This window comes from Nonomuraea aurantiaca (genome assembly GCF_020215705.1).
Taxonomy (GTDB): Bacteria; Actinomycetota; Actinomycetes; order Streptosporangiales; family Streptosporangiaceae; genus Nonomuraea; species Nonomuraea aurantiaca.
In genome coordinates, this window is the sequence record NZ_JAIWNB010000008.1 from 194,124 (window position 1) to 208,112 (window position 13,989).

At 71.5% G+C, this 13,989-nt stretch carries 14 protein-coding genes; 7 read left to right on the forward strand and 7 right to left on the reverse strand.

Features of this window, described 5'->3' with window-relative positions:
• Nucleotides 1-17: 17 nt before the first annotated feature.
• The 4 genes from LDL49_RS21015 to LDL49_RS21030 are packed head-to-tail and all read right to left on the reverse strand — an operon-like array spanning nucleotide 18 to nucleotide 3,754.
• On the reverse strand, nucleotides 18-1,025 hold the full coding sequence (locus LDL49_RS21015; RefSeq protein WP_225292803.1) for a zinc-dependent alcohol dehydrogenase: 1,008 nt from the start codon (nucleotides 1,023-1,025) through the stop codon (nucleotides 18-20).
• Nucleotides 1,025-1,885 (reverse strand): fumarylacetoacetate hydrolase family protein, encoded by an 861-nt coding sequence (locus tag LDL49_RS21020; RefSeq protein WP_225292804.1) that lies wholly within the window; start codon nucleotides 1,883-1,885, stop codon nucleotides 1,025-1,027. Before LDL49_RS21020 ends, LDL49_RS21015 begins: the two co-directional genes overlap by 1 nt.
• A gap of 40 nt (nucleotides 1,886-1,925) precedes the next feature.
• Nucleotides 1,926-2,696 (reverse strand): IclR family transcriptional regulator, encoded by a 771-nt coding sequence (locus tag LDL49_RS21025; protein WP_225292805.1) that lies wholly within the window; start codon nucleotides 2,694-2,696, stop codon nucleotides 1,926-1,928.
• Nucleotides 2,697-2,752: 56 nt separating this feature from the next.
• On the reverse strand, nucleotides 2,753-3,754 hold the full coding sequence (locus LDL49_RS21030) for a serine hydrolase domain-containing protein (protein WP_225292806.1): 1,002 nt from the start codon (nucleotides 3,752-3,754) through the stop codon (nucleotides 2,753-2,755).
• A gap of 38 nt (nucleotides 3,755-3,792) precedes the next feature.
• On the opposite strand from LDL49_RS21030, the gene LDL49_RS21035 reads away from it, so the two are divergent.
• From LDL49_RS21035 to LDL49_RS21065, 7 genes are all read left to right on the forward strand, one after another.
• Entirely contained in the window at nucleotides 3,793-5,742 is a 1,950-nt protein-coding gene (locus LDL49_RS21035; protein WP_225292807.1) for a glycoside hydrolase family 3 protein, read from the forward strand.
• 39 nt (nucleotides 5,743-5,781) lie between these two features.
• Nucleotides 5,782-6,228, forward strand: coding sequence for a fibronectin type III-like domain-contianing protein (locus tag LDL49_RS21040; RefSeq protein WP_225292808.1), 447 nt, complete (start codon nucleotides 5,782-5,784; stop codon nucleotides 6,226-6,228).
• Nucleotides 6,168-6,779 carry a beta-galactosidase gene (locus tag LDL49_RS21045; RefSeq protein WP_225292809.1) on the forward strand — a complete coding sequence of 204 codons (612 nt, stop codon included), beginning with the start codon at nucleotides 6,168-6,170 and terminating at the stop codon, nucleotides 6,777-6,779. The genes LDL49_RS21040 and LDL49_RS21045 overlap by 61 nt, the downstream gene beginning before the upstream one ends.
• Nucleotides 6,746-8,095 carry a beta-galactosidase gene (locus LDL49_RS21050; protein ID WP_225292810.1) on the forward strand — a complete coding sequence of 450 codons (1,350 nt, stop codon included), beginning with the start codon at nucleotides 6,746-6,748 and terminating at the stop codon, nucleotides 8,093-8,095. The genes LDL49_RS21045 and LDL49_RS21050 overlap by 34 nt, the downstream gene beginning before the upstream one ends.
• A 121-nt stretch (nucleotides 8,096-8,216) precedes the next feature.
• Entirely contained in the window at nucleotides 8,217-8,906 is a 690-nt protein-coding gene (locus tag LDL49_RS21055) for an alanyl-tRNA editing protein (protein ID WP_225292811.1), read from the forward strand.
• Nucleotides 8,906-9,481, forward strand: coding sequence for a helix-turn-helix domain-containing protein (locus tag LDL49_RS21060; RefSeq protein WP_225292812.1), 576 nt, complete (start codon nucleotides 8,906-8,908; stop codon nucleotides 9,479-9,481). The genes LDL49_RS21055 and LDL49_RS21060 overlap by 1 nt, the downstream gene beginning before the upstream one ends.
• Nucleotides 9,482-10,136: 655 nt before the next feature.
• Entirely contained in the window at nucleotides 10,137-10,487 is a 351-nt protein-coding gene (locus LDL49_RS21065; RefSeq protein ID WP_225292813.1) for an STAS domain-containing protein, read from the forward strand.
• A 2-nt stretch (nucleotides 10,488-10,489) separates the two neighbouring features.
• Here LDL49_RS21065 and LDL49_RS21070 read toward each other — a convergent pair whose 3' ends face one another.
• Genes LDL49_RS21070 through LDL49_RS21080 form a run of 3 tightly spaced genes read right to left on the reverse strand, consistent with a single transcriptional unit; the run spans nucleotide 10,490 to nucleotide 13,897 of the window.
• Nucleotides 10,490-11,293 carry a GAF and ANTAR domain-containing protein gene (locus LDL49_RS21070; RefSeq protein WP_225292814.1) on the reverse strand — a complete coding sequence of 268 codons (804 nt, stop codon included), beginning with the start codon at nucleotides 11,291-11,293 and terminating at the stop codon, nucleotides 10,490-10,492.
• A 55-nt stretch (nucleotides 11,294-11,348) separates the two neighbouring features.
• Nucleotides 11,349-13,007, reverse strand: a complete 1,659-nt coding sequence (menD, locus tag LDL49_RS21075; protein ID WP_225292815.1) for a 2-succinyl-5-enolpyruvyl-6-hydroxy-3-cyclohexene-1-carboxylic-acid synthase — start codon at nucleotides 13,005-13,007, stop codon at nucleotides 11,349-11,351.
• Entirely contained in the window at nucleotides 13,004-13,897 is an 894-nt protein-coding gene (locus LDL49_RS21080; protein WP_372470392.1) for an o-succinylbenzoate synthase, read from the reverse strand. The genes menD and LDL49_RS21080 overlap by 4 nt, the downstream gene beginning before the upstream one ends.
• Nucleotides 13,898-13,989 lie beyond the last annotated feature (92 nt).

Here is a 13,989-nt window from a genome sequence, read left to right on the forward strand (position 1 = left end):
TCTCAGAGTCGCGGATCTCACAGTCGCGGATCGATGTGGATCTTCGGGCCCGGCCCGGCGTCGTCGGGCCGGTGCCCGGCCAGGACGTCGGCCGTCGCGGCCAGGCCCACCGTGGCGGCCACCAGCGGGCGGGCGTCCAGCGAACCGTCGGCGTAGGCGGCGATGGCGCCCGCCAGCCCGGCCGAGCCGCCGAGGATGCCGACGGCGGTGACGTCCCGCAGCACCAGGTCGCGGGTGTCGAGGGTGCTCGGTGTCCCGGCCAGGCCGATGTAGACGACGCGTCCCGCGGGCTCGACCAGGTCGAGCGCCAGGGCGGGCAGGTGCGGGGCGTTGGAGGCGTCGACCACGGCATGCCACGGCAGCTCGGGCAGCGTCTCCCGAGTCCAGACGCCGGTGAGGCCGACGGCCCGCGCGACCTCCGGGGTGCCGAGGCCCATCAGGTGCGCCTCCACGCCTTCGGCGCGGGCGAACAACGCCACGAGCAGGCCGATCGTACCCGTGCCGAGGACCAGCAGCCGCTCCCCCGGCCGCAGCCCGGCGGCGCGAAAGGCCCTGAGCGCGTTGGCGCCCGGCTCGACCAGCGCGCCGAGCGTGGCGTCCATCGTGCCGGGCAGCGCGTGCAGGGCCGTGGCGGGCAGGGCGAGCTGCTCGGCCAGCGCTCCGGGACGGCCGCGGCTGATGCCGATCTCCACCATGTCGGCGCAGACGTGGTGGTGGCCGGCCCGGCAGCGGTCGCAGTGGCCGCAGCCGAGCATGGTGTCGCCGGTGACCCGGCGGCCCAGCCAGCCACCGTCCACGCCCGCGCCGACCGCGCTGACGACCCCGATCCACTCGTGGCCGGGGCGCAGCGGGTACCAGGACCGGCCGGTGCGCAGGTAGCTCATCTCGCCGGTGAACAGCTCCACGTCGGTGCCGCACACGCCGACCCGTTCGACGTCGACGACCACCTCGCCGCGGGCGGCGAGCGGCGGCTCGACCTCCTGGACCTCGGCCTTGCCCGGTCCGGTCAGGACGAGGGCGCGCACTAGCGGGGCCCTGCGACCCGCTGGCGCTGGCCGCCGAGCCCGTCGATGCCGAGCTCCATCACGTCGCCGGGCTGGAGCCAGATCTGCGGATTGTGGCCCATGCCGACGCCGGGTGGGGTGCCGGTGTTGATCAGGTCGCCGGGCTCCAGCACCATGAACTGGCTCAGGTGGTGCACGATGACGTACGGATCGAAGATCATCGTCTTGGTGGTGCCGGTCTGGCGGCGCACGCCGTTGACGTCCAGCCGCATGCCGAGGTCGGTGACGTCGGCGATCTCGTCGGGCGTGACCAGCCACGGGCCGGCCGGGTTGAACGTCTCGGCGGACTTGCCCTTGCTCCACTGCCCGCCGCGCTCCAGCTGGAAGGAGCGCTCGCTGACGTCGTTGACCACGCAGTAGCCGGCGATGGCCTCGCGCGCCTGCTCGACCGAGTCCAGATAGGAGGTACGGCGGCCGATGACGACGCCCAGCTCCACCTCCCAGTCGGTCTTCGTCGAGCCACGCGGGATGCGCACCTCGTCGTAGGGGCCGATAAGCGTGTTGGGCGACTTGGTGAACAGGATCGGCTCGTCCGGCACGGCCTGGCCGGTCTCGGCGGCGTGGTCGCTGTAGTTGAGGCCGATGCACAGGATCTGGTGCGGCCGGGCGATCGGCGCGCCGACGCGCTCTCCGGCGAACTCCGCCACCTGGCCGGCGGCGATACGCTCGGCGACCGGTCCGGCCAGCAGCGCCGTGCCGCCGGAGCCGAAGAAGCGCTCGTCGAAGTCGGGCGTCAGGTCAGAGACGTCCACGTAGTGGGTGTCGTCCACGCGGACGACGGGCTTTTCGGCGCCGGGCGCGCCGATGCGCATGAGATACAAGATCAGTCTCCGTGAATCAGCAGTGGGGCGGTGGCGGACCTCACAAGAGGTCCTTGCCGGAAACGATGGCGCGGATGGCGGGCAGGTCGGCGACGAGCTTGTCCAGCGGCGTGCGGTAGGCCAGGCCGCTGACGCTGATCGCGCCGCTGGGCACGGCGGGTGAGTTCAGGTACGCCGGGACCGCCACGCAGTTGACGCCCGGCTCGTTCTCCTCCTCGTCGACGGCGTAGCCCTGCTCGCGGACGCGTGCCAGCTCGGCGTGCAGCTCCTCGGCCGTGCCGACGGAGCGCTCGGTCGGCCGCTCCAGCGTCCGGCCGCCCACCCACGCGCGCACCGCGTCCTCGTCCGGCAAGGTGTGAGCGAGCAGCATCTTGCCGACACCGGTGCAGTGGGCCGGGTTGCGGCCGCCGACGACCGAGGTCAGCCGCACCGCACCGGCGGCCGGGTCCAGCTTGGAGCGGTAGACGACCGAGGGGCCGTCCAGCACCGCGTAGTGCACCGTCTCGCCGTAGCGCTCGCACAGCGCCTTGAGGATCGGGGTGACCCGGACGTGGTCGGGCCGGGCCTCGTGGTGGGCGAAGGCCATCCGCAGGAACTCATCCCCCAGCACGTACTGGCCGTGGCCGTTCTGGGCGGCGAACCCGGCACGGCGCAGCGCGGCCAGGGCGCGATGCGCGGTCGGCTTGGGGCTGGCCACCGCACGGGCCATCTCCTCCAGGCCGATCCCGTCGGGGTGGCGGGCCAGCTCGGCCAGCACCGCCAGCACCCGGTCGGACCCGACGAGCTTGGGTTCCTCCATAGGCTCGGACATGATTCCGAATGTTAGACCATCATTCCAAAAGCAGGAAGTTCTCCTCTCAGCCGGCTTCAGCCGAGTGCTTGGGCGAGGGCCGCCACGACGGACTTGCCGCGATCCCCATCGCCCATGCGGTTCGTCAGATAGGCGAACCCCATCCGTGCCTCAGGATCGGCGAACGCCACCTGTCCGCCCGCCCCGTCATGCCCGAAGGACGTCGGCGACAGGTATCGCTGCCAGTCCGAGGGCACCATGACCCCGGCGCCCCAGGACTGATAGGGCGGCGGCCCCACGAAGAAGTACGGGGCGCCCTCGCTGCGCACCTCGCACAGCGCTTGCACGGTGTCGTCGTTGATCAGGCGCACGCCGTTCGTCGGCGTAACGGTCGCCGACCACATCCGGGCCAGTCCGCTCGCCGTCGCCATGCCGGTCACGCCGGCCAGGCCGGCACGGCGGAAGCGCGGTTCGGTGAGGTGGTCGATCGTGAGACCACAACCCAGGTTTATCGTGCGTTCCAGCCAGAAGATCCCCTCGGGGTCGCCCGTCGGCGTTGCCTCCTCCAGCGCGTCCGTGACGACACGGGCCACGCGTGGCTCCTCCGAGTCCGGAAGCCCGATCCAGACGTCGGCTTTCAGCGGGCGAGCGACGTGCTCCTCGAAGCAGCGCCCGATCACCTGGCCGGTGCCGAGCGTGACGAGCTTGGCGGTGATCGCCCCGTGCGTGACCGCGTGGTACTGGTGATGCTCGCCGGGCGCCCACAGCGGCTCCTGGGCGGCGAGGGCCTCCGCCGTCAGCAGGTTGTCCAGCACCTCCTCGAAGGTGAGGTCGCGGCGCGGAGCCGACAGACCGGCCCGGTGCGCCAGAGCGTCGCCGATGGTCACCCCGTCCTTTCCGTGTACGCCGAATTCGGGCCAGAGCTCGACGACCGGGGTGTCCAGCGCAGGCAGCGCACCGCGTTCCATGAGCATCGCCACCAGGACCGACGCCATGCCCTTCGTGCATGAGTACGTCAGCACGAGGGTGTCGGACGTGAACGCGCGCCCCGTGCGCTCATCCGCGACGCCGGCCTGCATGTCGACGACCGACAGTGACGAACTATTGCGATACCGGCTTGCCGGCCGATGACCGAGCCGAGTTGTTGCTGAGGGAGATGACCCTGGAGGAGAAGTGCGGCCAGCTCACCTCGGTCATGCCGTGGTCCCTGGTCCGCGCGGACGGCTCAGCTGCGGAGGGCGCCGAGGAGCTGCTGGTGAATCCGCCGGGTCATGTCGCCCAGCTGATCGTCGACGACCCCGCTCAACTGGCCCGCCTGGTAGGAACGATCCAGCACCGGTTCGTGACGGGGACCAGGCTCGGCATTCCGGCGCTGCTCCATGCCGAGGCGCTGAACGGGTTCCTCGCGGGCGGTCACATGGTCTTCCCCACCGCCATCGGGCTCGCCGCCACCTGGAGCCCTGAGCTGGTGGAGGAGATGACGGACCTCATCCGCCGCCAGATGCGCCGCACAGGGCTGCCGCATGCGCTGTCACCGGTGATGGACGTCGCGCTCGATCCCCGGTGGGGCCGGGTGCACGAGACCTACGGTGAGGATCCGTACCTGGCGGCCGCCTTCAGCGTCGCCTTCACCCGCGGTCTGCAGGGCGCCGACCTCGCCGAGGGCGTGGTCGCCACGGGCAAGCACTTCCTCGGCTATGCCGTCACGGCGGGCGGGCGCAACCAGTCGGCGTTCGAGGCGGGTTCCCGGCAGACCCGGGACCTGTTCGCCTACCCCTTCGAGGCGGCGATCCAGATCGCCGGCCTGAAGTCGGTGATGAACGGCTACGCCGACATCGACGGCGTCCCGGCAGGCATCTCCCAGGAGATGCTCACCGGCCTGCTGCGCGGGAAACTCGGCTTCGACGGTTTCGTGTCGGCCGACTACGCGACCCTCGAACAAGTGGTCACCCGGCAGCGGGCCGCGTCGACCCCCGGCGAGGCGGGCCGGCTGGCGATCACCGCCGGGCTGGACGTCGAGTTCCCGACACCGTTCGCCTACGGGTCCGCGCTCGTCGCGGAGGTGGAAGAGGGGCGGCTCGACGTACGCGACGTCGACGCCTGCGTACGGCGGGTGCTGCGGGCCAAGTTCGAGCTCGGACTGTTCGAGAACCCGTATCCGCAGGAGCACATCGACATCACCGCCGTGGCGCGCGAGGGCGAGACGCTGTCGCAGCAGCTCGCCCGCCGGTCGGTGGTGCTCGCCAAGAACGACGGCACCCTGCCCCTGCCTCAGGAGGGGCTGACCGTAGCGGTCATCGGCCCGCACGCCGACGCCGTGATCCGGCAGTTCGCCGCCTACACCTATCCGGCGTGGCGGGAGGCGGTCAACGGCCTGGAGCTCGGCGAACACGGCACCATGGCGGGCGCCGAGGAGATCAAATCCTCATGGTTCGACAGGCTGTTCTCACCGGTGGACGTGGCGGCCCTGGCCCGCGACCGTTATGGAGCCCGTCCGCTCGCCGAGGAGATCGCCGCATTCGCCGGCGACGTGCTGACCGAGCCGGGCTGCACGATGACCCGGCCACTCGGGCAGGAATCGGTGGAGCGGGCCGTGGAAGCCGCCCACCGAGCCGATGTCGTGGTGCTGGCCCTGGGCGGCGCGAGTCTATGGTTCACCGGTGAACGCACCGAGGGAGAGGACAGCGACTCCGCCGACATCTCGCTGCCCGCCGCTCAGGCCCGGCTCGCCGAGGCGGTGGCCGCCACCGGCAAGCCACTCGTGGTGGTGCTCGTCCAGGGGCGGGCCTACGCGCTGCCCGAGGTGGTACGCGAGGCCGCCGCGATCGTGGTGAGCACCTTCGGCGGGCCGTACGGGGCCAAGGCGGTGGCCGAGGTGCTCTTCGGCGCCGTCAATCCCAGTGGCAAGCTGCCCTACAGCGTCCCCCGCCACAGCGGCCAGATCCCGGTCCATCACCACCAGAAGGCAGGCACCGGCTACCGCAGCCCGCTCCCGGCCCACATCCCCCGGCACTACCTGGACATGGAGGCCACGCCGCTGTACGCCTTCGGCCACGGTCTGAGCTAAACCGACTTCACGCTCACCGACCTGGCATGCGATCCCGAGGTGGACACGACCGGCACGGCAGGCAGCATCAGCGCCACCGTCACCAACACCGGAGCGCTCGCCGGAGCCACGGTCGTCCAGCTCTACCTGCGGATCAACACCTCGGGCGTCACGCGCCCGGCGCAGCAGCTCGCCGGATTCCACCGCGTCGAACTCGCCCCCGGCCAGTCCTGCCGCGTCACCTTCCACGTCTCGGCCGCCCAGCTCGGCTGCACCAACCTGGCCCACGACTTCGCCGTCGAACCCGCCACCGTCGGGGTCTTCCTCGGCTTCGACTCCGACGACCGCGCGCTGACCGGATCGTTCGAGCTGATCGGCAAGCCCCGCGTGCTCACCAGCAGTGAGCGCGCCTTCCTGTCCGAGACCACGACCGCAAAGGAATCCGCATGTCGCGCGTACTGTTCGGCGCCGCGTACTACCCCGAATACCACCCCGCCGACCTGCTGAAGACCGATCTGGACCTGATGGCCGAGGCGCGCTTCTCCGTCATCCGGGTCGGCGAATCCGTCTGGTCCACCTGGGAGCCGGACGACGGCCACTTCAACCTGGACTGGCTGCAACCGACGCTGGACGGCGCGCACGAGCGCGGCATCGGCGTCATCCTCGGCACGCCCACCTACGCCGCGCCGCCATGGCTGGCCCGCCTCTACCCGGAGATCGCCGGCGAGGCGGCGACCGGGCAGCGTATGGGCTGGGGTGCGCGCCAGGAAATGGACTTCACCCACGCGGCGTTCCGCTTCCACGCCGAGCGCATCATCCGTAAGGTCGTCGAGCGCTATGCCGATCACCCGGCCGTCATCGGTTACCAGGTCGACAACGAGCCGGGCCCGCACCTGCTGCACAACCACGGCGTCTTCCAGCGCTTCGTGAACCGGCTGCGCGAACAGTACGGCGACGTGCGGAGGCTGAACGAGGAGTGGGGCCTGGTCTACTGGTCGCACCGGCTGTCGGACTGGGCCGATCTGTGGACGCCGGACGGCTCGCCGACGACGACCTGACCCGCCGGCTCGACGTCGCCACCGGCAACCCGTACTACGGGATGCAGGACGCTCTCGCCCTGCCGGCACAGCGAGGCGGCGGCCAGAACTGGGCAAGCCAGGACACGTGGGCGTTCTACCGAGCGGCCGACAGGATGTACTCCTCCCGCCAGGAGCCGTTCCTCGTCACCGAGACCAACGCCCAAGCCATCGGCCCGTCCTGGGTCAACCAGCCCGGATACGACGGGCAGTGGCGCCAGGCCGCCTGGGCGCTCGTCGCCCGGGGCGCGTCCATGGTCGAGTACTGGCATTGGCGGACGCTGGTGTTCGGCGGCGAAACCTACTGGGGCGGCGTGCTGCCCCACAGCGGGCGTCCCGGCCGCACCTATCGGGAGATCGCCCGCATCGGCGTCGAGCTGGAGCGGGCCGGCGACCTGGTGGCGAATCTGACGCCGGACGCGGACGTCGCGATGCTGTACTCCCACCCCAGCAAGTGGGCCATGATCGCCCAGCCGGCCCTGGCCGCATCCGACGGCGGCCCGGACGGGCGCTCGTACGAGGCCATCTTCGACGCCTTCTACCGGGGCGCGTTCGACGCCGGCCTTCAGACGCGAGTGCTGCATGCCGGGCAAGCCGTTGCCGAGGATCCGGCCGAAATGGCCAACAGGCACCCGGTGCTGGTGGCCGCCGGACTGTACGTGGCCGACGACGCCACTTTGGACTGGCTGGCCGCCTACGCCGGTGCAGGCGGGCACCTGGTCCTGGGGCCGCGGTCCTGCTACGCCGACCACGAGGCCCGCGCCCGCCGCGACGTCCAGCCCGCCCGCCTCGCCGACGCCGCCGGAGCCTGGTACGACGAGTTCAGCAACCTCGACGCGGAGCTGCCGTTGCAGGCCCCTGACGGCTCGCCGCTGACCCTGCCCGAAGGCGCGGCCGGCACCCGCTGGGCGGACGGGCTGCACACCGACGGCGCCGACGTTCTCGCCGCCTATGACCACCCGCACTTCGGGCGGTTCGCCGCCGTCACCACCCACCGGCATGGGCAGGGCCGGATCACCTACGTCGGCACCATCCCGAACCCCGCCCTGGGCGAGTCCCTGTTCCGCTGGCTGCTGCCGGACGCCGAACCCTGGGGACTGCTGCCGACCGGCGTCACCTGCACCGGCGCCACCGCCACAGACGGCCGCCGGGTCCGTTTCCTGCACAACTGGACCTGGCAGGAGACGACGGTGACCATCCCGGTCGCAGTGCGCGATGTGCTCGACGACATCGGGCACGAGCCCGGCGCACAGGTACGGCTCGGCCCCTGGGACGTGCGCGTCCTGCTGGAAACATGATCGTGAGGGTACGCACTGCGTGAGGTCCTTGTAATTCGGCGTCGCAGCGGCCTAACACGACACCGCAATCGTTCGTTATAGTGAACGTAGAGTTCGCCAATCTTCACTAGCGAGGGTGTAAATGCAGGTCCCCGCCTACTACGCCGACACGTACGAAGAACAGGCCCTTACCCAGGTCACCGCTGTAGGTGAGCGTGATGGCGCGCCGTGGGTGGCGGTCGAGCACTGTCTGTTCCATCCGCAGGGCGGGGGCCAGCCCGCCGACCGCGGGTGGATAGACGGCCACGAGATCGCCCCCGTACGAGACCAGGGCTTGGGGCTGGTCGTGGCCGTGGCCTCCGGTGAGACGGCGCTGCCGGTCTTCTCGGTCGGGCAGCCGGTCAAGGTCCGCATCGACCTGCCGCTGCGCATCGCGCATGCCGCGCTGCACACGGCCGGCCACTTGATCGAGGCGGCCGGACGGGCACAGGGCTGGGTGCTGGCCGCGAGCAACCACTTCCCCGGCCAGGCCCGGATCGAGTTCACCGCACCGCGGCCCGACGCCCGCCTGGAGACCCCGGAGGGCCGGGAGGAGGCCACCGAGGCACTGCGGACGCAGGTCGCCGACGCCATCGCACAAGACCTGCCCGTGACCTGGGCGAACGACGCCGAGGGACGCCGCATCGTGCACCTGGCCCATCTGCACTCGGCTCCGTGCGGGGGAACCCACGTGCGCAGCCTCGGCGACCTCGCCGGCATCGTGCTGCCCACGCTGAAGGTCAAGAAGGGCCGGATCCGCCTCTCCTACAGCGCCGCCCACCGGGAACGCTGATGACACCTTCATCCGGCGACCGCCGGCCCGCCAGCAGCACGGCGATCGCGGTCGGGGCGCAGATCCGCCAGCGTCGTGAGCAGCGCGGCATGAGCAGCGCCGAGCTGGCCCGCCGGGCGGGATTGAGCAAGGCGACGCTGTCGCAGCTGGAGGCCGGGCGGGGCAACCCGACCATCGAGACCCTCGACGCGCTCGCGATCGCCCTGCGCATCCCGCTGACCGACCTCCTGGCCCGCGACACCGACCCGGGGCCGGTGCTCGTACCCGGCACCGACCTGGCCGCCGGCGAAGTGGGACGCGAGCTGCTGCGCCGTATCAGCAGCGGCAACAGCCTGGAGATCTGGCGGCTGCGCATGCCCCCCGGCACGCACCTGGACGGCGTCCCGCACGCGACCGGCACCATCGAGCACCTGCTCGTCTCCTCCGGCCGCCTCGCCGCCGGGCCCGCCGACGCCCCCACCGACCTGCAATCCGGCGACCTGCTCGCCTTCGCGGGAGACGCCCCGCACGTCTACCGCACCGGCCCTGAGGCGGCCGACGTCACCGTCGTCATCGCCTCCCCCATCATCAGCTGAACGACACCCCTGGGCATGAGTGTCACCGCTTCCGCCACACCTCAGCGCATATTCACCAGCGACAACGCCGCCGGCACCGGGGCTTGAGCGGCAACCGACCGGTGAACGGCGTTGGCGAGCCGAGGTGCTGGAGTTCCTGCCCGGGTCGCGATCTCGGACCTGGAACGCCTGCGCGGCGGGTGCCGGGAGGCTCCCTCGCGAGCACAAGTCGCGGCGCGGGCGAATCGTCGAACCCAGTCCTGCCGAAGCGGGTCCCGCGCTACGCAGCTTCGCGGCCAAGGTACCGGGCGGCGTCGGGGTCGCCTAGCGAGCCGGTATCAGTACATATCAGGCAAATCTGGTGGGAATCCCCCAGGCCTACAGCAAGCCCCAGAGGCGCCCGTCCGAGCAGTTGGTGAACTGTGGTCATCATTTCTGGCTGGTATCACAGCTCTTGACCCTACGAGCGCCAAAGGACTTGTACACTTCGTTCTGGAAGCACACAGTTACACAAAGTGACAATCCACACATCTGGTGCAAATCGCATTTGCGATTCCTCGTGGCGTCCGGACCCCGCGCCACGTCAGGTGTCGAAGTTGGCGGCCGGGCATACCCCAGAAGGCTCCCACAGTCGGCAGATGTTCCAGTGTGGGAACACAACAGGGGAGCCGAGCGCATGGAGCCACTGCACCTGACGACGAACCGTCAGGGGGCGAAAGTTATCGTGCACGTCTCCGGGGAGCTGGACATCGCCACCACATCGGTGCTGCATGACCACCTGCTCGACATCCTGAGGGAGACCTCCAACGGGCACCGGAAGATCGACGAGGTCGTCATGGAGCTGAGCGGGCTGTCGTTCATCGACGCGGCCGGCTTGGGCGCTCTGGTGAGTATTCAGGACCACGCGCGGCGCAACGCCATACCGTTGCTGCTGTCCGGGGTCCCACCGCAGATCGACCGGCTACTCCTGATCACCGGGCTCAACCGCCAGTTCCCCACGGGCGCGCCGCCGTACAAACCCCTATAGGACTAACGGCGCTCCACGGACGGGTCGTCGAGGTCGCCCCCGTACGACACGACCTCCCGCGCCACCTCCGCCAGCCGCCGGTTGTGGTCGCGGGCATGCCCGCGCAACCGCGCGAACGCCTCCTCCATCGCCCAGCCGTGCCGCTCGGCCAGCACCCCTTTGGCCTGCTCGATGACCACGCGGCTGGTGAGCGCGCTCCGCAGCTGCTCGGCGAGCAGCCGCTCGGCCCGCACGGCCCGCTCGTGCAGCAGCCCGATGGTGGCCATGTCGGCCAGCGCCTGCCCCAACGCGACGGTGTCGGCATGCAGGTCGCCGGGCATCTCACGGAACAGGTCGAGCACGCCGATCACCTCCTCGCGCACCCGCAGGGGCAGCGCGCTCACCGCGGCGAACCCATGGCCGCGGGCCTGCTGGGCGAAGCGCGGCCAGCTCCGGCGCGCCTCGGCGCCGTACAGGTCCGGGCAGTGCACGACCTCGCCGCCGCCGAGGCAGTCCAGGCAGGGCCCCTGCGCGTACCGCAGCTGCGACAGCTCCAGCGACCGGGCCCGCTCGCCGGAGGCGGCCATCAGCCGCAGCTCCCCCCGCTGATCGGTCACCAGCAGCCCGGCGGCGTCCACACCCAGCAGTTCCACGCTGTGTCCGGCGAGCAAGCGCGTGAAGTCGGCCGCGTCGGAACCGGTGACCAGCGTGTCGGCCAGAGCGACGAACGCCTCCGCGACCCCCCGCCCCGATACCGCCGGCGCCGCCGCCGCGACGCGCGTCTGAGCCGGCTCGGTGTCCACCGCCGTAGGAGACTCGGATCCCACAGCCGCAGGATACGCGAAGACCGGCCAAATCACCGGGAATCACCCACCTGACGGATCAGGTCATGCAGTCCCGGATCGCGGCGTGGGCGGCCTCGCGCAGGCGGGCGTGCACCACGGCGTTCGCCTCCCGGTCCGTACGCACCTCCACCAGGCGCAACCCCTCGCCGCGCAGCGCCTTGGGCAGGTCGGACAGGTCCTCCACCAGCTGGTACGGGGTGCCCGTCGAAGCGGCCACGTAACCGAGATCGACGCCGTGCGGCGTACCGAAGACCCGCTCGAACGGATCCCTGACCGCCGCCTGCGGCAGCAGCGAGAAGATGCCGCCGCCGTCGTTGTTCACCACGACGAGGCACAGGTCGGGCCGCGGCTCCCGGGGGCCCAGGATGAGGCCGTTCTGGTCGTGCAGGAACGACAGGTCGCCCATGAGCGCGTAGGACGGCCCGTTGTGCGCCAGCGCCGCCCCCATGGCCGACGACACCAGCCCGTCGATGCCCGACGCGCCCCGGTTGGCCAGCAGCCGCAGCCCCCGCCGCGGGCGCATCGCCTGGTCCAGGTCGCGGATCGGCATCGAGGAGCCGCAGAACAGCAGCGCCCCATTGGGCATCGCGTCGACCAGGTCACGGGCCAGCCGAGGCTCGCTGGTGCCCGAGGCGTCGAGCACCTCGTCGATGGCCGACCTGGCCGCCTGGTCGGCCTGCCGCCAGGCGTGCAGCCACGTGTCGTCACCCGAGGCGACGGGGATCTCCACCGCCTGCGCCACCTGCGTCGCCGACCGGGTCGGATCGGGCCAGCGGTCGAGATCGGTGGCCACCACGATGTGCTCCCCGGCCCGCCTGAGCCACGACAGCAGCGGCCGCGACAGCCCGGGACGGCCGAGCGTGACCACCACGTCGGGGCGGTGGGCGTCGGCGAACTCCGGCGTGCCGAGCAGGTAGTGGTAGGTGGACACGGCGTGGTCGCCGTAGCGTCCGCCGCCGTTCGGCTCCGAGATCACCGGCCAGCCCGCCATGCCGGCCGCGGCGACGTAGCGGCGGACGTTCGCGGCGCCGTCGCCGACCACGAGCACGCCGCGCCTGGTCGGCGGGATGTGCAGGGCGATGGGCGGCGGCGCGACGCGGGCGCGCACCCAGGGGCCGTTGGCGTCGCCGTCGAGCGACTCGCACCACGAGGTGTCGCCGTCGGGGATCAGCGGCTCCCTGAACGCCAGGTTCAGATGCACCGGCCCCGGCGCGGCGGGCCCGGAGGCGCGCTGGTAGGCCCGGCAGGCCAGCGATCGCCAGTAGGCCACCTGCCCCGGCCGGTCCTCGGGCACGCCGACCTCGGCGAACCAGCGCACCGCCGAGCCGTACAGCTTGATCTGGTCGATCGTCTGGTTGGCGCCGGTGCCGCGCAGCTCGGGCGGGCGGTCGGCGGTGAGCACCAACAACGGGACGCCCGACTCGCTCGCCTCCACGACGGCCGGGTGGAAGTTGGCGGCGGCCGTGCCGGACGAGCAGATCAGCGCGACCGGCCGCTCGGCGCGCCTGGCCAGCCCCAGCGCCAGGAAGGAGGCCGACCGCTCGTCGATGCGCACGTGCAGCCGCACCCGCGACTCGGCGTGCAGCGCCAGCGCCAGCGGGGCGGAGCGCGAGCCGGGCGCGAGCACGACGTCGGTGAGGCCGCAGCGCACAAGCTCGTCGACCAGGACCGTGGCCAGCGCGGTAGCGGGGTTCACAGTGACGCCTCCTGCATCCGGCGAAGCCACGAGGGAGATTCAATCTCAAATGCCGACAAAAGCTGAAAATTCACCGCAGGACGTCGTACGGCCAGCCGCCCGTCCACGGGCACCAGCGAATCGTCCACCACATCACCCATGAGCAGCGGCATCGTGCCCAGCCCGCACGCATACGGCAGCTCCGGCAGCGCCGCGGCCAGCGCGAGCCCCGCCGCCAGCCCCACCGAGGTCTCCACGGCGCTCGACACCACCGCCGGCAGCCCGCACGCCTCCACCACCCGCAACGCGTTGCGCACCCCGCCGAGCGGCTGCGCCTTCACCACCGCGATGTCGGCCGCCTCCGCGGCCCTGACCCGCAGCGGGTCCTCGGCGCGCCGGATCGACTCGTCGGCCGCGATCGGCACGTCGAGCGCCCGCCGCACCGCCGCCAGCTCCTCCAGCGTGGCACAGGGCTGCTCGGCGTACTCCAGGTCGAAGCGGTCGAGCTCCTTCAGGTGGCGTACGGCCTCGCCGACCTCCCAGGCGCCGTTGGCGTCGACGCGCAGCCTGCCCGCCGGGCCGAGCGCGTCACGCACCGCCTCCACCCGGGCCAGGTCCTCGGCGAACGTCTGACCCCGCTCGGCCACCTTGACCTTCGCCGTGGCGCAGCCCGACCCGCGGACGAGCTCGAATGCCTGCTCGGCGGCCACGGCGGGCACGGTCGCGTTGACCGGCACACTGTCGCGCACCGGCTCCGGCCAGCCCTCGAAGGCGGCCTCGCGGGCGCACGCCAGCCAGCGGGCGCACTCGCGCGGACCGTACTCGGGAAAGGGCGAGAACTCGCCCCAACCGGCCGGACCGTGCAGCAGAACCCCTTCCCTGACGGTCTGACCCCGGAAACGGGTGCGCATCGCGACCCGGAAGACGACGGGAGCCCGGAAATGCACGGGAGAACGCGTCACGACCCTCCCTGCACCGCTGACCGACCTGTCGCCATTAACCT